At 71.4% G+C, this 21,965-nt stretch carries 19 protein-coding genes, 1 pseudogene and 1 riboswitch; of the genes and pseudogenes, 10 read left to right on the top strand and 10 right to left on the bottom strand.

The annotated features are described in order from the left end of the window. Positions 1 to 63 precede the first annotated feature (63 nt). A complete protein-coding gene (locus tag ABZ497_RS16770) occupies positions 64 to 1,581 on the bottom strand; it encodes an SPFH domain-containing protein (RefSeq protein WP_359805816.1) in 1,518 nt (505 codons plus the stop codon). Between the two features lie 103 nt (positions 1,582 to 1,684). Beyond that, the gene (locus ABZ497_RS16765; protein WP_329488866.1) at positions 1,685 to 1,891 is read right to left on the bottom strand and encodes a hypothetical protein; all 207 of its coding nucleotides are present in this window, start codon (positions 1,889 to 1,891) and stop codon (positions 1,685 to 1,687) included. Positions 1,892 to 2,045: 154 nt separating this feature from the next. Continuing rightward, a riboswitch (TPP riboswitch) is annotated at positions 2,046 to 2,180 on the top strand. On the opposite strand from ABZ497_RS16765, the gene thiC reads away from it, so the two are divergent. After that, entirely contained in the window at positions 2,176 to 3,987 is a 1,812-nt protein-coding gene (thiC, locus tag ABZ497_RS16760; RefSeq protein ID WP_359805813.1) for a phosphomethylpyrimidine synthase ThiC, read from the top strand. Its footprint overlaps the riboswitch before it by 5 nt. A gap of 148 nt (positions 3,988 to 4,135) precedes the next feature. Here thiC and ABZ497_RS16755 read toward each other — a convergent pair whose 3' ends face one another. Then, on the bottom strand, positions 4,136 to 4,774 hold the full coding sequence (locus tag ABZ497_RS16755) for a hypothetical protein (RefSeq protein ID WP_359805810.1): 639 nt from the start codon (positions 4,772 to 4,774) through the stop codon (positions 4,136 to 4,138). A 589-nt stretch (positions 4,775 to 5,363) separates the two neighbouring features. Here ABZ497_RS16755 and ABZ497_RS16750 point away from each other — a divergent pair. After that, positions 5,364 to 5,897 (top strand): NUDIX hydrolase, encoded by a 534-nt coding sequence (locus ABZ497_RS16750; protein WP_359805807.1) that lies wholly within the window; start codon positions 5,364 to 5,366, stop codon positions 5,895 to 5,897. Here ABZ497_RS16750 and ABZ497_RS16745 read toward each other — a convergent pair whose 3' ends face one another. Beyond that, positions 5,898 to 7,208 (bottom strand): hypothetical protein, encoded by a 1,311-nt coding sequence (locus tag ABZ497_RS16745; protein WP_359805804.1) that lies wholly within the window; start codon positions 7,206 to 7,208, stop codon positions 5,898 to 5,900. Positions 7,209 to 7,392: 184 nt separating this feature from the next. Here ABZ497_RS16745 and ABZ497_RS16740 point away from each other — a divergent pair, with 184 nt between their 5' ends. The 4 genes from ABZ497_RS16740 to ABZ497_RS16725 all read left to right on the top strand — a co-directional run bounded on the left by ABZ497_RS16740 (position 7,393) and on the right by ABZ497_RS16725 (position 10,229). Beyond that, positions 7,393 to 7,875 (top strand): ATP-binding protein, encoded by a 483-nt coding sequence (locus ABZ497_RS16740; RefSeq protein ID WP_359805801.1) that lies wholly within the window; start codon positions 7,393 to 7,395, stop codon positions 7,873 to 7,875. Between the two features lie 184 nt (positions 7,876 to 8,059). Next, positions 8,060 to 8,230, top strand: coding sequence for a hypothetical protein (locus tag ABZ497_RS16735; protein ID WP_359805799.1), 171 nt, complete (start codon positions 8,060 to 8,062; stop codon positions 8,228 to 8,230). A 74-nt stretch (positions 8,231 to 8,304) separates the two neighbouring features. Continuing rightward, positions 8,305 to 9,498, top strand: a complete 1,194-nt coding sequence (locus ABZ497_RS16730) for a cupin domain-containing protein (RefSeq protein ID WP_359805797.1) — start codon at positions 8,305 to 8,307, stop codon at positions 9,496 to 9,498. Continuing rightward, entirely contained in the window at positions 9,432 to 10,229 is a 798-nt protein-coding gene (locus ABZ497_RS16725) for an aldo/keto reductase (protein WP_359805794.1), read from the top strand. The genes ABZ497_RS16730 and ABZ497_RS16725 overlap by 67 nt, the downstream gene beginning before the upstream one ends. On the opposite strand, the gene ABZ497_RS16720 is transcribed toward ABZ497_RS16725, so the two are convergent. Both ABZ497_RS16720 and ABZ497_RS16715 read right to left on the bottom strand, forming a co-directional pair. Further along, complete coding sequence (locus tag ABZ497_RS16720) at positions 10,217 to 11,044, bottom strand: phosphotransferase (protein WP_359805792.1); 828 nt, start codon at positions 11,042 to 11,044, stop codon at positions 10,217 to 10,219. The genes ABZ497_RS16725 and ABZ497_RS16720 overlap by 13 nt on opposite strands. A 449-nt stretch (positions 11,045 to 11,493) precedes the next feature. Then, complete coding sequence (locus ABZ497_RS16715) at positions 11,494 to 11,916, bottom strand: CBS domain-containing protein (RefSeq protein WP_359805789.1); 423 nt, start codon at positions 11,914 to 11,916, stop codon at positions 11,494 to 11,496. Here ABZ497_RS16715 and ABZ497_RS16710 point away from each other — a divergent pair. Both ABZ497_RS16710 and ABZ497_RS16705 read left to right on the top strand, forming a co-directional pair. Further along, positions 11,915 to 12,337: pseudogene (locus tag ABZ497_RS16710) on the top strand (phosphomethylpyrimidine synthase ThiC); the annotation flags it as partial. The gene ABZ497_RS16715 and the pseudogene ABZ497_RS16710 sit on opposite strands and share 2 nt — an antisense overlap. A gap of 181 nt (positions 12,338 to 12,518) precedes the next feature. Continuing rightward, complete coding sequence (locus ABZ497_RS16705; RefSeq protein WP_359805787.1) at positions 12,519 to 14,897, top strand: PKD domain-containing protein; 2,379 nt, start codon at positions 12,519 to 12,521, stop codon at positions 14,895 to 14,897. A gap of 114 nt (positions 14,898 to 15,011) precedes the next feature. On the opposite strand, the gene ABZ497_RS16700 is transcribed toward ABZ497_RS16705, so the two are convergent. Further along, entirely contained in the window at positions 15,012 to 15,404 is a 393-nt protein-coding gene (locus tag ABZ497_RS16700; RefSeq protein WP_352295022.1) for a VOC family protein, read from the bottom strand. Positions 15,405 to 15,527: 123 nt separating this feature from the next. Here ABZ497_RS16700 and ABZ497_RS16695 point away from each other — a divergent pair, with 123 nt between their 5' ends. Beyond that, positions 15,528 to 16,487, top strand: coding sequence for a LysR family transcriptional regulator (locus ABZ497_RS16695; protein ID WP_359805784.1), 960 nt, complete (start codon positions 15,528 to 15,530; stop codon positions 16,485 to 16,487). A 69-nt stretch (positions 16,488 to 16,556) separates the two neighbouring features. On the opposite strand, the gene ABZ497_RS16690 is transcribed toward ABZ497_RS16695, so the two are convergent. The 3 genes from ABZ497_RS16690 to ABZ497_RS16680 form a co-directional block, all read right to left on the bottom strand. Further along, entirely contained in the window at positions 16,557 to 17,483 is a 927-nt protein-coding gene (locus ABZ497_RS16690) for a hypothetical protein (protein WP_359805781.1), read from the bottom strand. A 214-nt stretch (positions 17,484 to 17,697) separates the two neighbouring features. Further along, complete coding sequence (locus ABZ497_RS16685; RefSeq protein ID WP_329488875.1) at positions 17,698 to 18,903, bottom strand: metallophosphoesterase; 1,206 nt, start codon at positions 18,901 to 18,903, stop codon at positions 17,698 to 17,700. Between the two features lie 301 nt (positions 18,904 to 19,204). Beyond that, positions 19,205 to 20,362 carry a LacI family DNA-binding transcriptional regulator gene (locus ABZ497_RS16680; RefSeq protein ID WP_078879728.1) on the bottom strand — a complete coding sequence of 386 codons (1,158 nt, stop codon included), beginning with the start codon at positions 20,360 to 20,362 and terminating at the stop codon, positions 19,205 to 19,207. Between the two features lie 359 nt (positions 20,363 to 20,721). Between ABZ497_RS16680 and hisC the strand changes: the two genes are divergently transcribed. Beyond that, positions 20,722 to 21,804, top strand: a complete 1,083-nt coding sequence (gene hisC / locus ABZ497_RS16675) for a histidinol-phosphate transaminase (RefSeq protein WP_352295028.1) — start codon at positions 20,722 to 20,724, stop codon at positions 21,802 to 21,804. The last annotated feature ends 161 nt before the right edge of the window (positions 21,805 to 21,965 follow it).

Raw genomic sequence — 21,965 nt, 5'->3', positions numbered from 1 at the left:
GCGCCCACCTGAGTACGGGTACTCAGGTGGGCGCGGGCGGCTACTCGACCGGGCCGGGAGCCGTCACTCCTCGACCGGGATCTGCTGGACGGGCACCACGACGGCCGCGCCGCCCGCGGCCGTCCCGGCCACCGCCGGTGCGGCGGCTCCGCCCGGCGCCGCGGTGTCCGGCGCCGGGCCGGGCTGCCCCGGCCCGTGCAGGGTGGTGAGCAGTTGGCGGGCCAGGCCGAGGCCGGTCCCGCCCATGGTGAGCGCCTTGGCGAACAGCTCGCCCACCCCGTCGGCGCCGTTGAGCAGCACCATGTGCTCGACGTTGCCGAAGGACTGCGCGGCGGCCAGCACGATGTCCGGCCACTTCTCCGCCAACTCCTGTGCCACCACGGCGTCCTGGTTCTCGGCGAGGGCGGCGGCCCGGGCCTGGATGCCGGCGGCCTTGGCGAGCCCGATCGCCTTGGCGGCCTCCGCGTCCGCCAGCCCGCGGGCCTCGGTGGCCGCGGCCTCGGCCTGTCCGGTGGCCCTGGTCGCCTCGGCCTCGGCCAGGGCGCGCAGCCTGGTGGCGTCCGCCGCGGCCTGGGCCGCGATCCTGACCTGGCCGGCCTCGGCGGCCGCCTTCAGCTCGGTCTCCTGGGCCTGGGCCTGCGCCGCCGAGATCCGCGCGTCGCGGTCGGCGTCCGCCCGGGTGCGGGTCTCGTACGCCTTGGCGTCGGCCGGCTTGCGGACCTCGATCTGCAGCTGCTGCTCCTTGCGGCGCGACTCCAGTTCGGCGACCTTCGTCTCCTGGACGACGACCTCCTGCCGGGAGGCGGCCTCGGCGAGCGGCCCGGCCTGCTGGGCGCGGGCGTTGGCGGTGTCCCGTTCGGCCTGGTAGGCGGACTGCTGGATGGCGCTGTTGCGGGTCGCCTCGGCCTTGCGGGCGGCGGCCTCCTGCTCCGCCTCGGTGGCCATCCGGTCGGCCGCGGCCTGGGCGATCCGGGCGTCCCGCTGGACGGCGGCGGCGTGCGGGATGGCGAGGTTCTTGATGTAGCCGGTCGGGTCGATGATCTCCTGGATCTGCAGGGTGTCGATGATCAGCCCGAGCTTCTCCATCTCCAGCCCGGAGGCGGCCCTGGTCTCCCCGGTGAGCCGCTCGCGGTCCCGGATCATGTCCTCGACGGTGAGCCCGCCGACGATCGAGCGCAGGTGGCCGGCGAAGACGTTGTGGACCCGCTGGCTGATCAGCTTCTGCTGGTCCAGGAATCGCCGGGCGGCATTGGCGATGGAGACGTCGTCGTCGCCGATCTTGAAGATCACCACGCCCTTGACCCGGACCGGGATGCCCTGCGTGGTGACGCATTCGACGTCCAGCTCGGCCTCGTTGAGGTCCAGCGAGAGCCGGCGGACGCCCTGCAGCCCCGGCGTGACGAAGGTCCCCCGCCCGGTGACGATCCGGAAGCCCAGGCCGTCCCCGACCCCCTCGGTCCGGTGCCGGGAGCCGGAGATGATCAGGGCCTCGTTGGGCTCGGCGACCCGCCACATGAGCTTGAAGAGCGTGACACCCACCAGCAGTACCCCGGCGGCGGTCCCGATGATGACGAACACCATGGTTCAACTCCCCCTTTCGGCGCATGAGATGCGCCGACTCGGATTGTCCGCCCGGGGCACCCGGAGGAGAAGGGATCGCACATGACCGTCCGTCACAACCCTGTCACGGCAGGATCGGTGCCACGTAGACGGTCCGGGGCGGGTGGTACTCGATCACCACCACGGGCGTCCCGACCGACAACCGGTCACCCGGCACGGCGAGATAGGCGAGGAACGCCTCCGTGCCCCGGCGCTCCGGGACGTGCACCATCACCTCGCCGACCAGTCCCGCGCCCACCGCTCCGCTGACCCGCCCCGTGCTCCCGATCACTGCGCTCCTCCTTCGCCGCCCGCCCCGCGTGACTGCCAGTCTGCCCGCCCCGGAGCGCCGCGGCGCCCCGTGGTCCGGAGCGCCGCCCGGGACCCCCTCTGGACCAGCGGCGATCCGCTCGCTACGGTGTTGGACGTCATGCGCAGGCAACACCGCCTGCGGACACGGGAGCTCGGAGCACCGGGCTGAGAGGGCGCTGACCGGAACGTCACTGGACGTGCCGACCGCTGCGTCGACCGCAGGAACCTGACCGGGTAATGCCGGCGTAGGGAGTAGAGGGTCTGATGACCACGTTCGACGCACAGCCGCAGTCTGCCCGGAACCAGGCCGCCGGAAGCGCGGCCACCGGCTACCCGACCCCGGCCTGGCGCAAGGCCTACCGCCAGGGGTCCCGCCCCGACCTGCGGGTCCCGTACCGCGAGGTCGTCCTGACCAACGGCCGGACCGTCCCGCTCTACGACACCTCCGGCTCGTACACCGATCCCGCCTACGAGGCCGACGTGCGGCGCGGCCTGCCGCCGCTGCGGGACGCCTGGATCCGCCAGCGCGGCGACGTCGAGGAGTACGACGGCCGCGAGGCCCGCCCGGAGGACGACGGGATCAAGCACACCTCGCCGCGCGGCGGGAACCTGCGCAACCTGGACGCCGTCTTCCCCGGCCGCCCGCGCCGCCCGCTGCGCGGCCGGTCCGGCGCCTCCGTCACCCAGCTCGCCTACGCCCGGCGCGGCGTGGTGACGCCGGAGATGGAGTTCGTGGCCCTGCGCGAGGGCCTGGACCCGGAGTACGTCCGCGCCGAGGTGGCGCGCGGCCGCGCCGTCATCCCGGTCAACGTGAACCACCCCGAGGTGGAGCCGTCGATCATCGGCACCAACTTCCTGGTGAAGATCAACGCCAACATCGGCAACTCCGCCGTCACCTCCTCGATCGAGGAGGAGGTGGAGAAGATGACCTGGGCCACCCGCTGGGGCGCCGACACCGTCATGGACCTCTCCACCGGCCGCAACATCCACACCACCCGGGAGTGGATCCTGCGCAACTCCCCGGTCCCGATCGGCACGGTGCCGCTCTACCAGGCGCTGGAGAAGGTCGACGGCCGGGCCGAGGAGCTCAGCTGGGACGTCTACCGGGACACCATCGTCGAGCAGTGCGAGCAGGGCGTCGACTACATGACCGTGCACGCCGGCGTGCTGCTGCGGTACGTGCCGCTGACGGCCCGTCGCAAGACCGGCATCGTCTCGCGCGGCGGCTCGATCATGGCGGCCTGGTGCCTGGCCCATCACCGGGAGAACTTCCTCTACACCAACTTCGAGGAGCTCTGCGAGATCCTCGCGAGCTACGACGTCACCTTCTCGCTCGGTGACGGCCTGCGCCCCGGCTCGATCGCCGACGCCAACGACGAGGCGCAGTTCGCCGAGCTGCAGACGCTGGGCGAGCTGGGCCGGATCGCCCGGGAGCGGGACGTCCAGGTGATGATCGAGGGCCCGGGCCACGTCCCGATGAACAAGATCAAGGAGAACATGGATCTCCAGAAGGAGATCTGCGACGAGGCGCCGTTCTACACCCTCGGCCCGCTGACCACGGACGTCGCCCCCGGTTACGACCACATCACCTCGGGCATCGGCGCCGCGATGATCGCCTGGTGGGGCACCGCGATGCTCTGCTACGTGACCCCCAAGGAGCACCTGGGCCTGCCCAACCGGGACGACGTGAAGACCGGCGTCATCACCTACAAGATCGCCGCCCACGCCGCCGACCTGGCCAAGGGCCACCCCGGCGCCCAGGCCTGGGACGACGCCCTCTCCGACGCCCGCTTCGAGTTCCGCTGGGAGGACCAGTTCAACCTGGCCCTCGACCCGGAGACGGCCCGCGAGTTCCACGACGAGACCCTCCCCGCCGAGCCCGCCAAGACGGCCCACTTCTGCTCGATGTGCGGCCCGAAGTTCTGCTCGATGAAGATCAGTAAATCCATCAATGAGAAGTTCGGCGCCGGCGCGGCCTCGCCGGAGTACGACGAGGCCGCGGTCGAGGGCATGAAGGCGATGTCCGAGGAGTTCAAGGCCCAGGGCAACAAGGTCTACCTGCCGATGGCGGACTGACCACACACCACCGCGCTCGGTGGGGGCCAGGAGCTCCGTTCGGCTTCTGGCCCCCACCGAGTTACCGCATCCGTCCCCCGAGACGGGTAGGGCCTCCCAGGACGCCCTACCCGGCGACGGCTCGCCAGGGATCGGGACAGTCCTGACCTCAGCCGCCGTAGAGGTTGTACCCAGCCATCTCATGCTTCCTGTCCGTCATCTCTCGGATGCCTGTATCGGCGGCGTCGAGTACCCCGGCAATGCCCACCATCACGTTGTGGAAGTGACGGATGTGGATGCGGGTAACGCCGTCGAGCGTGGCATCACCACTGTTGCGGACCGGGTAGCGGAAGCCCTCGGAGCTCGGATCCATGCCATGGAGTTGGAAGAGCACACGCTCCGTGTTGTCCAGCTCCGCTTGGTCATCGCCAGGGAACGAACGCTCCAGAAGTGGCCGTGCCCTGCGCCACAGGACCTCGATGCTGTGGCTCCGCACCAGCTCATGTGGCTCATCGAGATAGACGCTCGCCAGCTCGATCAAGGTCTTGAGATGAAGCTCGACGTAGTGTCGCCAGCACATTGCGAAGGGGTAGATCAGCGTGTCTTGGCCCCGCCCAGTGGACATGACCTCGTCTACGATGATCTCCGCGGCCTTCGCGTAGCCGCGGAGGTAGCCAAGCCAGCGATCCCGAGGAAAGTCGAGACAGGCCACGGCCTGCCAGTCAGGCTCCTCATGCAGAAGGTCAGCCTCTGCATGAGGCCACGCCGGCGGATCCGTGAAGCTCATCGTCTCGTCAGATGCGTCCATGCTTGTGAGTCTCCTCGGGCGCCTTGGACGGCGCACCCGATTTCATAGTCACACTGCCACAGAGCAGTTCACGCGCGGGACGGAGCAGCATGTTGGCCTCTTCCCGGTGGTGCGCGCATCGGTCATGACAGCGATGTACCGATGTATCTGGCTTCAAGACCGTCGAAGAACTCACGCAACTTGGCAGCCGCTGAAGGATCCTGAGTCAACTCGTAGCCGCCGTACCGGTAGACCTCATACCCCTTGAGTCGGAGGGTTCGATCCTCGGCCACCATCTCGGATTACGACTGCGGTGCTGCGACGTCGCCCTTGGCGTAGTGCTGCTTACCGTCCGCCTCGATCACGATGCGGATGTTGCCAGGCATCATCAAGAGGAAGTCCATACGCTCACGGTTCAAGCGCCGGCCCTTGTGGAGCTTTGCGCGCTCACGCTTGGTGAACGGGTGGTCGTACGAGAGCTTCTGAGCGAGTGGCCTCGCGGAGAGGCCAGCACCCGCTGGTATTCGTCGGTCTGACGCGAATTGGTCAAAGCAATCGGCGGGCCGCCCGTCTCTGACATGCTGAAGGTCCACGGAGAGGGGCCGCAGCGATGCAGTGGAAGATCCACGGGGAACGTCCGATCTACGAGAACCCCTGGGTGAACGTCTGGTTGGTCGACGTCGAGCAGCCGGACGGGAACCGGTGGGAGCATCATGTGCTCAAGCTGCGGCACCTGGCGGTGGCGGCGGTGGTGAACGATCAGAAGCAGGTGCTGATGATGTGGCGGCACCGGTTCATCACCGACTCGTGGGCTTGGGAGCTGCCCATGGGGTTGATCGAGGCAGACGAGACCCCGGCGGAGGCCGCCGCCCGCGAGGTGCTGGAAGAGACGGGTTGGACCGTCGAGCAGGTCAAGCCGCTGATCTATGCCCAGCCGGCGAACGGGATCACTGACTCGGAGCACTTCATCTTCCGGGCCGACGCCGTCGAGTACGCCGGGCCGCCGAGTGAGCGCAACGAGTCGGATCGGATTGAGTGGATCCCGCTGTCCGAGCTGCGCGGAATGATCGACCGACGCGAGATCGTGAGCAGCGGTTCGCTGGTCGGTGTGCTGTACCTGCTGCTTGATGAGGCCGGTCTGTAGTCAGGCGCTCATCTCCTGGATGCGGGCCGATAGTTCGGCGACCAGCCGGTTGCTGCGGTAGGGGGTCAGTAGGTGGCGGAACTCCCGAAGGTGCGCGAGCACGCGCGGGGATCCGACCTCGGTTGCCAGGGCAAGGGCTTGGCCAGCCGTAGTGCAGGCCAAGTCGATCTCGTGGCGCTGGAGCTGGGTGCGGGCCAGCCAGTAGGAGTGGAACGCGCGGCCGCGCAGGTTGGCGGCTGCTTCGGCCCGTAGCGCCTCCTGGATGAGCGGTTCGGCGGCCACGGTGTCGCCGAGCTGGCCCAGCGCGATGCCGGTGTCGACGGTGAGCTTCGTCTGATCGAAGTACTGGACCCAGAGCGGGTCGTCGTCTGCTGGATCGACGCGCTCGAAGTGCCGCCGTGCGTCATCGAGGGCCTGGTGGGTGGCCTCTCGGTCATGCGCGCTGGCGTGACCGAAGGCTTCTCGCATCGCCAGCATGGCCATCAACCTTGGCGTGCCGCCGTTGAGTCGTGCGGTGTCCTGTGCGGTCCGGGCAAGGACGATCGCCTCATGCGCCCTGTCCTCGTACGTGGCCTGGAGGCTGAGACAGGAGAGCACGTTGGCGACGAACGGGCGGTCGTCGATCTCGCGCGACAGACGCAGAGCTTCGGTGAAGTAGCCACGGGCAGTGCTGTACTGCCGGGCGTCGAAGTAGGTCCATCCGGTGAGGCGCGCGAGTTCGGCCGCGATGCCATGCAGGCTGCGCTGGTAGTTGGGATCGGTCGTGTCGCGCAGAACGTCCAGGACATAGCGAAGTTGGCCCATGACGGCCGGTCGGAGGGCTTCGCCACCGTGCTCGTCGTCGCGTCGCCAGTAGTCCTCGATGGAGGCCTGAAGGGATCGGAGAACCGTCGGCGTGACCCTGGTGCTGGCCGCTATGGCGAGGATGTCATCCAGCTCGCGGCTCGGCAGCACCGAATCCGCAGGAGCTGTGGCCCGTTGCCGGGCTGGTAGCGCCACGGGCTGAGCCGGGACCTGCGGGCGTTCCCAAGCTCGGGGGGCCAGACCGACCAGGTGGCCGGGGATTCGGAGGCCGTCGGCGATGCGCTCGATGACGGTCATGTTGGCGATCTCCCGGCGCCCCGCGATCACCTCGCCGACACGGCTTGGAGTCAGCCCGCACACCCGCGCGATGCGGGACGGGTGGAAACCACCTCGGGCTTTGGCCAGCCGAAAGATCACCGCGAAGTCCCGTGCCCTGCACGCGGCCACCATCTCGGGGTCGGCCAGCAGGCGACTCGGCAACCCGGGCGATCGTGCGGAATCGCTCATGTCCGGCACCCCCAGCACCGGGAAAGGTATCACTCGGTGTCACGTGGCGTAACTGACCGCGAGTTTACCCATGGTGGGTAATCACGTGGCCCTTATCCCGGAACTGCCCGCTCGGAAATCCTGGGGTCCTCCGAGCGCGAGCCCGGAGGAACGACCCGACCAGTACGAAGGGCGGCCAGTGCTGATGAGCGAGGCAGCTTCGTTCCCAGTGCCGCAGGAGTGGGATGTTGAGCCGGATGCAGCGGCCATCGCCTCGGCTCGACGGCTGGTCGTCGACGTAGCGCGGTTCTGGCGCGTGCCGCTGTCGGACGACGCGTTGCGCGATGTCGAGTTGTGCACGAGCGAGTTGTTGGCGAACGCCATGGAGCACACGCAGGCTCGTTGCAAGGTGATGGTGCGTTGGACTGGCACTCACCTGCGGGTGGAGGTTACGGACACCAGCCTCCGGCTCCCGAACCCGGACTCGGCGCAGGACATCGTGACCGGCGGCGGGGGCCTGATCCTGGTCGCGGGGCTGTCGCACTCGTGGGGGTGGCACCCCGCAGGGGTCGGGAAGGTCGTGTGGTTCGAGATCGCGGCCGACCAGTTGGTGACGGGAGACGCGCGACTCTCCGTGCTCGTCCATGCCGCACAGGCCCGGCCGGATCCGGTCGCGCGGACCGTCTGAGCTCCCTCAAGCTCCACCTGGCCACGCTAGGGAATCCCGGCCGGGTGGATCGGCGGCGCCGACCGCTTCAACCCCACGGTCGGCGCCGTCACAGCTCCACACCCACGTGCCCGAAGCACAGGGCGATACACCTCAGACCTTCCGCCCAGAGGTGGGCGGAAGCCATGTAGGAAGGAGCACCGACGTGGAGAACACCACGAAGAAGCCGGCGACGGAGGCGAGCGGGTTGCTGGTCGCGGTCGAGGAGTTGACCGCCGTTCAGGACCGGTACGACAGCCTCCGCTCCGACAATGCCGGATCGTCCGGCGACTCGCCGTGGCCCGGCGGTGACGGCAACCTGACCGACGTCGAGTAGGCCCGGTCACTCCAAGGGGGCGGGGGCTTCGCGGCTCCCGCCCCGTTTCCAGCACGCTCCCATGGAGGTAGATAGTGGAACACCATCTGGTCACCGCCATCGAGACGGCCTTGGGCTGGGGCAGCTCCGAGCCGATCGGCAACGGCTTCGCGCTCGGCCAGATCGAGGACGACTCGCTGCTGTCGCGCATCCTCACCCCGAACAAGCTGCTCGACGTCGCGATGCGACGCAGCCTCAACCGGCCGCAGTTCCGCGCCTTCCAGAAAGGCGAGGAAGTCCACCCGGCCGTGTACTTCACCGACACCGTCAGCCCGCGCGGACAGTCCATCCCGATGGCCAACATGCACCGCCTGGCCGACCTGCTCCGCGACGGCGCGACGCTCATCATGGACCAGGTCAACGTCTTCGACCCCACCATGGAGGTCACCTGCCGCGCCTTGCAGTGGTGGGCGCACGAGCGGGTGCAGGTGAACGCGTACCTCACCACCAACGACGCCGCCGGCTTCCCGCTGCACTGGGACGACCACGACGTGATCGTCGTCCAGCTCTCCGGGGAGAAGGACTGGGAGGTGCGAGGCACCTCGCGCACGGCGCCCATGTACCGGGATTCCGACCCCAACAACACCCTGAGCGACACCGTGATCTTCAACGGCACGCTCCAGGCCGGCGACGTCATGCACATCCCGCGCGGCCACTGGCACCAGGCCACCCGCACCGGGAGCGGGGCCGGTCACAGCCTCCACGTCACCTTCGGCATCACCAAGCGCACCGGTGCCTCCTGGATGGCCTGGCTGGGCGACTGGTGCCGCGAACAGGAGGTCTTCCGCCTCGACCTCGACCGCTCCGGCTCCGGCAGCGGCGCGCTCGTGGAAGCCGCCACCCGCCTCGTCGGCCAGCGCGGACCGGAGGACTTCCTTACCGCCCACAGCCAGCAGACCACTCCCGGACGCCACGTGCCCTACCTCGGCATCTTCGGCCCGCTCCACGGAGTGGTGTGCACCGCCCACTTCCCGCCCCGGATCGCGGAGCTCGGGGACGTCGTGGACGTGTGGGCAGCCGGGAAGAAGCTGACCTTCGCCGCCAGGGCCCTGCCCGCCCTGCGGCTGCTGCTCAGCGGCTGCCCGGTCCAGCTCGACCAGGCCGCGGCCGTCGCCGGGGCTGAGATCCACGAGGTTGCGGAGATCCTGATCAAGGAGGAGTTGTGCGCACCGCTGACCGACGAGTTGTCCTCGGGCTACACCGGTCTCGTCACCGACGCGACCTCCTGACCAACGCTCTGGACCTCGGCGTCACCGCGCTCGACACCGCCTCGAACTACCTCGGGCACCGATCCCACAGCACCCTCGCGGCGCGCGCCGGCGACCTGCTCCCGAGGTTCTCGATCTCCACCAAGGTCGGGTATTTCGAGGGCGGGCACAGCCTCGACCAGGCCCGGCTCCGGGACGCTGTCGAACAGGCTGTGGTGGGTCTCGGCCGCGAGCCGGACACGGTGCTCCTGCACAACCCCGAGCACTCCGCTCCGGATGCCGAGACCCTGTCGCAGGCGTGTGCGGTCCTGGCCGACGCGGCGGAGAGAGGGCTGTGCGGTTCCTGGGGGATCTCCACCTGGGACCCGCGCCTGCTGGTCGGCATCGACCTGCCCCGGCCCGACACGTTGATGGTTCGCTCCGGGCTCCTGGTCAGCAGCAGCGTCCTCAACGCTGCCGAGGCACTGGTGACCGCATGGCGGCCGACAGCGGTGTGGGGCATGAGCCCCTTCGGTGGCAGCACCACCGCACCTGTCTGGCAGAAGGTGGACCCGAGGATGTTCCTGCGGTCTCCAGTTGCCACTCCGGTGCAGGCGGCGTTCCGAGTCGCCTTCGCGCTGCCCGCAGTGGACGCGGTGGCCGTCAGCACCGACGACGCCGAGCACCTGCGGGAACTGCTCGGCGGCCTGGGCCAGGAGATCGACACCGAGGTCGTCCAGGCCTACCGGCAGCTTCTGTGTCAGTCCCCCTGAAGTTCCTTCACCGCTTGCTCCGCCAGCGCGCGAGCACCATCGCGGCGCGGGTCCTCGGAATGCCCGTACGGCCCGAGGATCTTCGCCGCGACGAACAACGCCATCAACGTGCCGTCCCGGCTCGCGAAGTCGGCGCTCCGCTCGGCGCGGACGCGATCGGCCAGCTCCGGCACGGCGATCGACGCCGCCCACAGCGTGGCCGCGTCCAGGCCGCGCGGGGCCATCCCCCAGTCCTCCCAGTCGAAGACGCAGAACTCCGGCGCCGTCACGTTCGCCCAGTTCAGATCCGCATGCGCCGGACACCACTCGCTCACCGTCGCGTCGACAGCTGGGAACACTTGATGGATCGTCCGGGCCACCAGCTCCTGCGTGATGGTCTCCGTGTCGGGGGTGGCGATCCGGTTCGTCCGCTGCCGAGCGAGTGCATCGAGAGACGCGTTCAGCTGTGCCCACCACCCGGGAGGTAGCTCGGGTTCGTCCGCCACGACTGCGGGCCCCGCCGGTTCGGCTGGTAGAAGCCTGGTTTCGTCGGCTCGCCACATCACCGGCTCGGCCTCGTCCCGCCATGCGAGGCCGGCCAGCCACGCGGGTTTCGCGATGCCGTCCAGTGCCTCGGCCGCGGGCGTGCCGTCCCCGCCCTGCACACCGATCCGGTCCAACCCGCGCCGCTCGATCCGCACCCACGTGCCGCGCCCGGTGCGAGCGCCTACGGATCGACGCTTGCGGACAACCGTCGCACGATCGAGCTGGGTCCCCAACGCGGTCTCGACCCGTTCCAGTACCTCGTCAACCGGCACCCGGCGCAGATCTGTCATGGGGCAACGGTAGCGATTCCGGGCCAAGTTGGAGGCACTTCGCTGGTCGTGCCGCATCCGATTCGCTCTCGTGGCAAGGGTTTTCGGCAAGCGGTGACCACTCCGGCCGGGCGCCCCGATAGCTGCCGAGATTAGGGGCGGGCGGGTTCGGTCAAGGCCGTGCGTACGGGCCTGCACCTGGTAACGGTGGTGAGCGGCGCGGGCTTGACGGGTTCCGTTCGCCCCGGATCATCGAGTAGCGGGGAGCCCGGACGAACGGCGGTCAGCCATCGGCCGTGACCTGTACGGTCTACGCCTCGGTGTTCGTCCGGAGCCCTACCGGCTCGGTGTCGTCCTTCCGACTCGTTCTTGCGCCTCCTCGGGCTCTGAGCGGCCGTCGCCCCGGAGGTCGGCGGGGCGGGGGAGTTCGCCCGCCGGGGTGACCGCGCCGCGCTGACCCGTCCGGACGGTCAAGCGATGGGGTGAGGGGCCGTCAGGCCAGCCACGCGGTCGGCGGTGAGGATGCCGAGGAGGTAGCCGTCGTCGTCGATGACCGGCCAGATCGCGAGGGACTTGATCCTCATCGCCAGCGCCGCCAGGCCGAGGGCCATCCCGGGCCAGGCGAACGGGCCCCGCTGGTGCGCGGTGGCGCGCAGCGGGGTCCGCTCGGCGTACCAGGAGCGGGTCAGGAACGAATCGAGACCGGCCCGCGTCACCAGCCCCTCGCAGCGGCCGTTGTGGTCGCGGACCAGCACGTAGGCGACGTGGGCACCGCGGAAGATCTCGTCGGCCCCGTCGACGGTGATGTCGTCGGCGATCTGGTACTCGTAGGGCTCCATCGCGTCCGACACCGCGAGGCCGTGGCTCGCGGACTGTGCGTACTGGGTGGTCATGACGTCGACCCGACCCGCCTCCGGGCGGTTCTGCGCCGCCCGGTGCTGTCCTGCACCCAGAACGAAGCCGGAACGGGACCGGATGCGGAATGCCCTGGATGAAGCCCAGGCTACGCCGGTCGGGCCCGACCCGGCGAGGTCCGGAGCAGTCTCGGGAAACGGTCCAGGGCGCTTCGCACACGCGGGGCGCGGCCGCGCGGGGAACCACACACCGGCGGAGGCGCCACTCAACCTGAGTCTGCCCAACCGGGACGACGTGAAGGCCGGCGTCATCACCTACAAGATCGCCGTCCGTGCCGCCGACCTGGCCAAGGGCCACCCCGGCGCCCAGGTCTGGGACGACACCCTCTCCGACGCCCGCTTCGAGTTCCGCGGGGAGGACCAGTTCAACCTGGCCCTCGACCCGGAGACGGCCCGCGAGTTCCCGCGACCCGAAGGGGGGAGTCGCGGGCCGGTGCGCTTCCACGTCCGGGCGACCGCGCCGGGATCGCGGTGTCCGGGCGCGCCGTCGGGGGTGGAATGCATTTGACAGCAGCATGTTGATCACACGAATGTGTGCTCCGCCGTTCTGGCGCCATCGCGTGAATCTTGGGGGAACCACCGTGCGAAGAGCACGTATTCCGGCTGCAGTCGTTCTGGTCCTGTCGGTCACCGGGGCGATCACCTCGGTCGCCACCGCGAGCGCCGACGCCACCGATCTGTACGTGGACAACACGTCCGCGTCCTGCTCCGACTCCGCGCCCACCGCGGGGGGCCAGGGCACGCCCTTCTGCACCATCGGCGCCGCGACGGACGCCGTCCGGCCGGGGCAGACCGTGCACATCGCGGGCGGTGACTACAACGAGCCGATCGCGCTCACCCGCTCCGGGACGCCGACGGCGCCGATCACCTTCGTCGGGACGCCCTACACCGAGGATCCGGCCGTCCGGGGGACGGTCCTCGGGGAGTACGGGGGCCTCAGCAACGTCGTCGCCCTCACCGGCGTCCACGACGTCGTGGTCCGGCACCTCTTCGGGCGCTCCGGTCGGGAGGCCGTCCTGGTCACCGACTCCAGCCGGGTCACCATCGACGACCTGGTCGTCTACAGCTCCGGCTGGGACAGCACGGTCGGCACCGGGTACCCGAGCGCGCGGATCACCGGTGCGAGCAGTGACGTCACCCTGAGCCGCAACGACATCAGCGCCTCGCACGCGGGCGGCGTCCAGGTCGACGCCGGAGTGCGGCACGCGGTCCTGACGACCAACTACCTCAGCTCCAACTCGGGCGTCGGGGTGCGGATCACCGACGCTCCGGACGCGGTGGTCACCGGCAACACCGTCCAGGCCTCCTGCGGGCCGCTGGTCGAGCTGGCCGGGGCGTCCACGGGCGCGACGGTCGAGAACAACGTGCTGGACGGGGACGAGAACGGCCATCCGAGCTGGGGCGGCTGCGCGTCCACCGGACACGAGGACCTCTCGGTGTCCGTCGGCTCGACCGCGGGGACCAAGGCGGACTACAACCTCGTCACCACGCTGACGCGGACGCCGTACAGCTGGGCGGGCCGGACGTACGCCACGGTCGCGCAGTTCCAGCAGGCCTCCGGCCAGGGCGCGCACGACCTGTCCGCCTCCCGTGCGGACCTGTCGCGCCCCGACTCCCCCGCCGTCGACTCGGCCGACGCGACCGCACCCGGCACGCTGACCACCGACGGGCGCGGCAGGCCGCGGGCCGACAACCCGGTGGTCGCCAACACCGGGACCGGTGTCGGCTACTACGACCGCGGCGCGGTCGAGGCGCAGGACCCGCTGGCCGTGTCGCTGAGCGTCTCGTCGACCCCGCCGGCCGGGCAGCCGCTGACCGCCGTGATCAACGGCCGGGTCGATTCGCCCTGGTCCCCCGCGACCGCCACGCTGGACTTCGGCGACGGCAGCGCGCCGGTCGGCCCGGTCACCTTCCCGGCGCGGCACGACTACGCCCCGGGGACCTACACCGCCACGCTGACCGCGACCGACGGCCTGGGCCTGACGAAGACCACGTCCACCCGGGTCACGGTCGCGGCTCCCGGCCCGGTCCGGCCCGCCCTCGCGCTGTCGCCCTACGACACGGGCGGCCAGGAGGTGCTGGCCGACGGCACCGCGACGGTCAGTCCGTGGCCGGTGGCCACCCGGAGCTTCGACTTCGGTGACGGCACCGCGCCGGTGGCGGGGAGCGCCACCACCGCGCGCCACTACTACGCGAAGCCCGGCACGTACACCGTCACCCACACGGTGACGGACGACCACGGCCGCTCGGCCTCGATCACGTACCCGGTCTCGGTGGCCACTCCGATCGCCGGCCGCTGGACCGCCGGGCAGCCCGCCACGGTGGCGTTCTACCGGAACGGCGCGCTGACCCCGCTGACCACCAACGCGCCGACCGGCCAGGGTGAGCGGATCTCCCTCGGCCAGGCCGGTGACACTCCGGTCGCGGGCGACTGGGACGGCACCGGGCACGACCAGGCGGGCATCTACCGGCCGGGTTCGAGCACCTTCGGCCTGCGACACCAGGACGGCAGCGTCACCGCCGTGCCGATGGGCGACCCGGGGGACGTCCCGGTGCCGGGCCGCTGGGACGGCAACGGGCACGCGCAGCTGGCCGTCTACCGTCCGAGCACCGGGGCGTTCATCGTGCGGCACGACGACGGCAGCTTCAGCAGCGCCGTCTTCGGCGACGCCGGCGACCTGCCCGTGGTGGGCGACTGGGACGGCGTCGGCCACACCCAGCTGGGGATCTACCGGCCGGCCGAGGGCCTGAAGGGCCTCGGTGTCTTCGCGCTGCGGCACGACGACGGCAGCGTCTCCACCGCCGGCTTCGGCGCGCCCGGCGACCTGCCGATCGTGGGTGACTGGAGTGGCACCGGCCGCACCACCTACGGTGTGTACCGGCCGTCCGAGGCCCGCTTCCTGCTCAGCCGCGCGTACACCGGGCAGTCCGACATCGACTTCGTCCACCCGAACGTGTAGGCGGTACGGCCGGGGCCGCCAGCGGCCCCGGCACCCCCGCCGGATGTCGGCCGAGGGCACGCCGGACCCCTGTACCGGCGTGTCCTCGGCCTGTTCGTGGGCCGGGTCCGGCGCTCAGGAAGCGTCCTCGGGGTACCAGCGGAGTTCGACGGTGTTGCCGTCCGGGTCCTGCACGTAGACCGAGGTGGCGCTGCCGCGGGCGCCGTAGCGGGGGACGGGGCCTTCGAGGACGGTGAAGACGCCGGAGTCGATGACCTCCTGCCAGTCCAGGGGGTCGACGGTGAGGCAGATGTGGTCGACGTTGGACCCGCCGCGCTCGCGGGCGGTCAGGTCGATGATGGTCTCCGGGCTGACCCGCACGGAGGGGAACGAGACCTTGCCGGCCCGCCACTCGTCGACGCGGACGGGGGCCAGACCGAGCAGGCCGGCGTAGAAGTCCAGCGAGCGCTCGACGTCCCGGACGTTGAGGACGAGGTGGTCGAAGGCCTTGACGCGGACGGCGCTCACTGGGGACTCCCGGGGGTGGGGCGGGCGGGGTGACGTGCTTCCATGATCGGACCGCCCCGGGCGGGGGATCAACGCTCGATCGGTCCAGGATCGTTCACCGGAAGTAAACGATGGGAGCCGGCCGTGTGGGAGCGCCACGAGATCGAGGCGCTGCTGACCCTCGCCGAGGAGCTCCACTTCGGGCGGACCGCCGAGCGCCTGGGAGTCAGCACCGGCCGGATCAGCCAGGTGATCGGGAAGCTGGAGCGGCGGATCGGCGCCCGGCTGTTCGAACGCACCAGCCGGAGCGTGCGGCTCACCGCGATCGGGCAGCGGCTGGCCGGGGACCTGGCGCCGCTGGCCGCCGGGATCGAGGCGTCGGTGCGCCGCGCCGTCGACGCCGGGCGCGGGGTGACCGGGGAGCTGCGGGTCGCCTTCCTCGGCGAGTGGACCGCGCCGGTGCTGCTCAGGGCCGTGCGGCTGTTCACCGAGCGCCACCCGGGCTGCCGGGTGGACGTCCGGGAGGTGCAGCTGTTCAACTCCCGGGCCAGCCTGCTGGACGGCTCCGTCGACCTCCTCATCGCGGCCTTCCCGTTCGACGGGATGGCCCGCGGGCCGGCGCTGATGGAGGAGCGGCGGGTCCTGGCGGTGGCCGCCGGGCATCCGTTGGCCGGGGCGGAGTCGGTCTCGCTCGAAGTCCTCGCCGAGCACCCGGTGGTGCAGTACCCGGCGGTCACCTCGGTCGAGTTCAAGCGGGACCGGACGCCGGAGCGCACCCCGGCGGGCCGGCCGGTGCCCAAGGGGCCGGTCGGCAACACCTTCTCGGAGATGCTCTCGCTGGTGGCGATGGGCCGGGGCGTCCTGCCGGTGGGCGAGCACTCCCGGCGGTACTACCCCCGCCCGGACGTCGCCTACGTGCCGATCCACGACGCGCCGCCGATCGAGCGCGGGCTGGTCTGGTTGGAGAGCAACACCACCGAGCGGGTCCGCGCGTTCGTCCGCGCCGCGACGGACGCCGGCGCGGGGCCGGGGCCCGGCGCCGATCCGGTCGCGGGGGCAGATCCGGTCGCGGGGGCCGATCCGGTCGCGGCCGCGGCGAACTGACGCCGGGTGGGTCCGGGCGGCGGCCCACCCGGGCCCACCCGCCCCGGCCCACCCGCCCGTCCCTCGGGGTCAGACCTCGTCCGGCCCCGTGAACCCCGGCCCGGTGTAGCCGGGGCCGGTGAAGTCCGGGGTGCTGAAGGAGGCCGTGCGCGGCTCCCGGCCCTGCGGGTCGGTGAGCCCCTCGGCGCCGGGGCTGGTGAAGCCAGGCCCGCTGTAGCCCGGCCCGCTGTAGCCGGGGCTGCTGAAGTCCGGGCGGGCGGTGTCCGGGCGGGTGGCGTCGGGGTGGGCGGTGTCGGGTCCGGCGCCCGGTCCCGGTATGCCCGGCGCCGTGGTGGGGTCGGCGCGCAGGGCGGTGTGCAGGTAGGGCAGCAACGCCCGCTCGCGCAGCGCGCGCTGCCAGTCGCGCCGGGCCTCGGCGAGCTCGGCGGCGAGGTCCGGGTCGGTGCCGGGGGGCGTCGGGGTGCCGGCGCCGTCCCGCAGGGCGGTGAGGATCAGCCCGACGATGCCCACCGCCATCGCGACCACGCCGGCCGCCAGCGCCAGCCAGCCGGCGGTCAGCAGCGAGCGGGCCAGCCGCAGCTCGGGGTCGGCGGCCCGCAGCGTGTAGCCGATCAGCAGCAGGACGAGTGCGGCGGCCCAGGCCAGGATCGGGGTGAGCACGGTGAGCACCGGGAAGAGCCCGGCGCCGCCGTTGGCGGAGCGCAGCTGGGTGAGCAGGCCGGGCGCGCTGGGCTCGCCGCTCCGGGCGGGCGGTGGTGTCTCCCGCAGGCTGTCGCGGAGCCGGAGGTAGTGCGTGTACTCGGTGGCCGCCGCGGCCGCGACGCCGTCGGCGGCGCGCAGGGCCTTGATGCGCAACTGGTCGGCGGTGAGTGCGCCGGGCGTGCGCAGGGCGGTGAGGACGGTGCCGTCACGCAGTGCTTCGTCGAGGAGGCGCTCGTAGTCTGGGCGGTCCTCGGCGAGCAGGTGCGGGGCGTTGTTCATGGGGACCCCGTTCATGCCAACCCCGTTCGCTCCGTCGCGGTGCACGGAGACGGGTAGGGAGACGGGCCGTCACACGGGCGGCCGGGTGTGGTGTGCCCTCGATGGTAGGGGTGGTCACGGCCGCGCAGACAGTAAGTTTCCGGAATTTCGCGCCCCGGGCCGCGCGTGCGCTACGGCCCGGGCGCCGGGAACGGGTGTTCGCCCTGGGGTCGGTGGGGCGGCCGGGAGGTCAGATCGGCAGCCGTGCGACGAGCAGCCGCCCCTCCATGGTGACCCCGCCGTCCATGGCGACGGCGAGCTCGTCGGCGTAGACGTACGGGCCCGGGATGTGCGGCGGCGCGCCGTCGTCGGCGTGCACCGCGCCGGTCAGGTACGGGATGGGGCTGTGGCCGTGCACGATCCGCGCGCCGCCGTAGGTGTCGAGCAGCTCGTGGGCGGCCGTCGGGCCGCCGTCGCCGCGGAACGCGAAGCGCTTGGTGAACCGGCGGAAGCAGTCCCACCACTCGTCGACGCCCTCGTCCGCGAGCAGGTGGTGGACGGCGTCGTTGACCTCGGCGATGGAGTCGCCGTACTCCAGGTACGCGGTGGTGTCGGAGTGCAGCAGCAGGTGGCCCTCCTCCAGCGCGATGGCGGGCAGCCGGGAGAGCCAGCTGATGTGGTGCGTCTCCAGGCGGTCCAGGTCGTGCTGCTGGCCGCCGTTGAGCCGCCAGGCGGCCAGGAAGGAGGCCGTACCGGCGGTGGACTGGACGGGTTCGTCGCCGTACCGGGCGGCGCCCAGGAAGAGCAGTTCGTGATTGCCCATCAGGGCCCGGCAGTAGCCGCCCGCGGCGGCGGCCTCGGCGGCGAGCTGCATGACCAGGTCGATGACGCCGATGCCGTCGGGGCCGCGGTCGGTGAAGTCACCGAGGAACCAGATCCGCGAGCGCCCGGCGGCCCAGTGGCCCTCGGCGTCGATCAGGCCCTGGTGGCGCAGTTCGGCGAGCAGCTCGTCGAGGTAGCCGTGCACGTCGCCGACCACGTAGAGCGGGCCGGGCGGCTCGTTCGGGGCGGGCGCCGGGTACGGGTGGTAGGGCAGGCCGGGCTCGGGCAGCGGGGGCCCGAGTTCGATGGTCGGCGGGTCGTCGTTCTGGTGCGCGGGCGAGGGCCGGTCCGGCAGGGTCGGCTCGTACCCCCCGTGCTCGGTCTGCGCGGCGTGCGGGTGCCCGACGTCGTGCGGGTGACCGGTGTTCTGCGGGTGCCCGGCGGCCGGCCAGTGCTGTTCGAGGTAGCGGGCGCCGCCGTAGCCGCTGTAGGTCTCCGACTCGTAGGCCGCCTCGGCGTACCCGGTCGGCTCGGGTTCGTAGTAGGTGCCGAAGGGCAGCACGTCGAGGTCCGGCTGGTGGCGGGGGCCTGAGTCGGGGTGTTCAGGCCCGGGGAAGCGGTCCTCGGGTGTCATTCGCCCATCATAGGAAGACCACTCTCCCGGCGTCGTCACCTGGTGGGTATCCAATCCTCCGGAGCGTCAGCCGGGCGGTCCGTCAGGTCCGATTTGTCCCGGCTAGGTATGGTCTAGACCGCAAGATGATCACCTGCGGCCGTCCGTGGCGATGCGTGCCGGTCCGTGACAGGACCATGCCGAGCCGGGAGCCCGGGACCGGCCGCCGCACCGGTGCTCGGCCCACGCACCGGGCCGGGCGGCCGGCCCGGACGGGCTGCCCGACCGCCAGCGCCGGCCCGCGCACCGCCCGTCTGCCCCCCTACACCTCGCCCGGCGGGCGCGGCGGGCTGACGGTGGTGCGCGGACTCCGCCGTTGGGAGGACGCGCGGACGATCAGCTCGGTGGGCATCAGCGTGCCGGGCGGCGGCCCCGTCCCGGCGGTGCGGAAGCGGGGCGGGAAGAGCCGGGCGATGTCGACGCCCGTCCCGGAGTCCACCCCCTCGATGGCGTCGATGAGCAGGTTGACCACCGTCGTCCCGATCCGCCGGGGCTTGAGCGAGAGCGTGGTGATCGGCGGCTCGGTGGTCGCGTACACATCGCTCTCGCTGCAGCAGACCAGCAGCAGGTCGTCCGGCACCCGCAGGCCGTACCGCCGGGCGGCGGCGAGCAGGTCGGTGCCGTTCGGGTCGAAGAGCCCGTAGACGGCGTCGGGCCGGTCCGGGCGGGCCAGCAGCCGGTCGGCGGCGACGGCCCCCGCGGCCGGGTCGTGCGCCGGGTAGGTCTCGTAGACCGGCTCCTGGCCGACCTTGGCGCACCAGCCGAGGTAGGCCTCGGTGGAGAGCCGGGTGTAGGTGTCGGTGCTGGTGCCGGTGAGCAGGCCGATCCGGCGGGCGCCGGCCTCGGAGAGGTGGTCGAGGATGCCGAGCACGGCGGCCTCGTGGTCGTTGTCGACCCAGGCGGTGACCGGGCAGTTGCCCGGCTTGCCGTCGCTGACCACCGGGACGCCGGACCGGTACAGCTCGCTGACCAGGGGGTCCTGGTCGGGCGGGTCGATCACCACGGTGCCGTCCAGGGCGATGTTGCCCCAGACGTCGTGCCGGGAGGAGGCGGGCAGCACCACCAGGGCGTAGCCGCGGCCGAGCGCGGCGCTGGTGGCGGCCCGGGCCATCTCGGCGAAGTAGGCGAACTCGGTGAAGGTGAACGGCTCTTCGCCGTAGGTGGTGACGGTCAGTCCGATCAGGCCGGAGCGCCCGGTGCGCAGGGTTCGGGCGGCGGCCGAGGGGCGGTAGCCGAGGCGCTCGGCGACTTCGCGCACCCGGCTTCTGGTCTCGTCGGGCAGGCGGCCCTTACCGTTGAGCGCGTCGGAGACGGTGGTGATCGACACTCCTGCGGCTGCTGCCACATCCCGGATGCCGGCCCGCTCCAGACGCCGCGAGGTGGTGGGTCGCCGACCGCTCTGGTTGGCTGCTGCTGTCATGGCGGACCGATCGTATGGCTCCTGACAAGGGTCTGTGACCGGCGCATCGGGGGTCCTTGGAGATACGTTTCTCCAAGAGTGAGCCCGTGTGCGCCCCTTCGATACCCGCACGAAACCAGCCGTCTTACCTCTGACATGTGCCAAAGGAACCCTGCAGAATGGCTGATCTGCACCAGTAACCCGACCGGGCATCTCACTCCTACGGGTGAGCCGCGGTCGGTATCGTTCAGGGCACCCGACCGGGGTGGTCCGGTGCGTTGCGAGATCCCGGGGCACGGCGGCGATCCCGTCCGGCGCGGGAGCGGACGCACCAGCGGGCCCGACGCAGTGGGCCCGACGGAGAGAGAAGGAGAAGGACCGTGAGTGGAACGGCAGCGCAGGGGCCTCGGCTGAGGTCGAGCCTGGACGGCATCCCCACCTACAAGCCCGGCAAGCCCGCCGGCGCCGACGCCTACAAGCTGTCCTCCAACGAGAACCCGTACGAGCCGCTGCCCGGCGTGCTCGAAGCGGCCGTCGCGGCGGCCGGCTCGCTCAACCGGTACCCGGACATGGCGGTCACCGAGCTGACCGCCGAGCTGGCCCGGCGCTTCGACGTCCCGGCCGAGCACATCGCCACCGGCACCGGCTCGGTCGGCGTCGCCCAGTCGCTGATCCTCGCCACGGCCGGCCCGGGCGACGAGGTGATCTTCGCCTGGCGCTCCTTCGAGGCCTACCCGATCATCACCCAGGTCGCCGGCGCGACCCCCGTCCCGGTGGCGCTCACCGCGGGCGGCGACCACGACCTGGACGCGATGCTGGCCGCGGTCACCGACCGCACCCGGCTGATCTTCGTCTGCAACCCGAACAACCCCACCGGCAACGTGATCCACCGCGCCGAGCTGGAGCGCTTCCTGGACGCGGTGCCCGCCGACATCCTGGTGGTCGTCGACGAGGCGTACATCGAGTTCATCCGCGACGCCGACGTCCCCAACGGCATCGACCTCTACCGCGACCGCCCCAACGTCTGCGTGCTGCGGACCTTCTCCAAGGCGTACGGCCTGGCGGGCATGCGGGTCGGCTTCGCGATCGCGCACGAGCCGGTGGCGAACGCGCTGCGCAAGACGGCGGTGCCGTTCGGCGTCACCCAGCTCGCGCAGAACGCGGCCGTCGCCTCGCTGCGGGCCGAGGAGGCCCTGATGGTCCGGGTCGACGCACTGGTCGAGGAGCGCACCCGGGTGGTCGCCGGGCTGCGCGCCCAGGGCTGGGAGATCCCGGACTCGCAGGCCAACTTCGTCTGGCTGGCGCTCGGCGAGCGCTCCCAGGAGTTCGCGGCGGCCTGTGCCGACGCCGGCGTGATCGTCCGCCCGTTCCCGGAGGGCGTCCGGATCTCGATCGGCGAGGTCGAGGGCAACTCGATCTTCCTCACGGTGGCCGAGGCGTTCCGCAAGACGATCGACGGCTGACCTCGTACGGACACCGGCTTCACCAGGGGCGCACCGCTCGGCGGTGCGCCCCTGCGTCGTCCTGCCCGGGTGCTGCCCCGGTGCTGCCCCGAGCCGGTGACGCCGTGGTCCGACGGCCCGACCGGCGGAGTGGGAAGTCGGCCGGTCCGACTTCCCACTCC

The sequence above is a fragment of the Kitasatospora sp. NPDC005751 genome (assembly GCF_040630835.1).
Lineage (GTDB): Bacteria > Actinomycetota > Actinomycetes > Streptomycetales > Streptomycetaceae > Kitasatospora.
This window is presented reverse-complemented; position numbering and strand designations above follow the sequence as displayed.

What these genes read in the sequence shown, in the direction of transcription:
- ABZ497_RS16755 (WP_359805810.1), bottom strand. Translation starts at nt 4,774, where the DNA reads ATGGACGCATCTGACGAGACGATGAGCTTCACGGATCCGCCGGCGTGG.
- thiC (WP_359805813.1), top strand. Translation starts at nt 2,176, where the DNA reads ATGACCACGTTCGACGCACAGCCGCAGTCTGCCCGGAACCAGGCCGCC.
- ABZ497_RS16720 (WP_359805792.1), bottom strand. Translation starts at nt 11,044, where the DNA reads ATGACAGATCTGCGCCGGGTGCCGGTTGACGAGGTACTGGAACGGGTC.
- ABZ497_RS16770 (WP_359805816.1), bottom strand. Translation starts at nt 1,581, where the DNA reads ATGGTGTTCGTCATCATCGGGACCGCCGCCGGGGTACTGCTGGTGGGT.
- ABZ497_RS16715 (WP_359805789.1), bottom strand. Translation starts at nt 11,916, where the DNA reads ATGACCACCCAGTACGCACAGTCCGCGAGCCACGGCCTCGCGGTGTCG.
- ABZ497_RS16745 (WP_359805804.1), bottom strand. Translation starts at nt 7,208, where the DNA reads ATGAGCGATTCCGCACGATCGCCCGGGTTGCCGAGTCGCCTGCTGGCC.
- ABZ497_RS16750 (WP_359805807.1), top strand. Translation starts at nt 5,364, where the DNA reads ATGCAGTGGAAGATCCACGGGGAACGTCCGATCTACGAGAACCCCTGG.
- ABZ497_RS16740 (WP_359805801.1), top strand. Translation starts at nt 7,393, where the DNA reads ATGAGCGAGGCAGCTTCGTTCCCAGTGCCGCAGGAGTGGGATGTTGAG.
- ABZ497_RS16685 (WP_329488875.1), bottom strand. Translation starts at nt 18,903, where the DNA reads ATGACACCCGAGGACCGCTTCCCCGGGCCTGAACACCCCGACTCAGGC.
- ABZ497_RS16690 (WP_359805781.1), bottom strand. Translation starts at nt 17,483, where the DNA reads ATGAACGGGGTCCCCATGAACAACGCCCCGCACCTGCTCGCCGAGGAC.
- ABZ497_RS16680 (WP_078879728.1), bottom strand. Translation starts at nt 20,362, where the DNA reads ATGACAGCAGCAGCCAACCAGAGCGGTCGGCGACCCACCACCTCGCGG.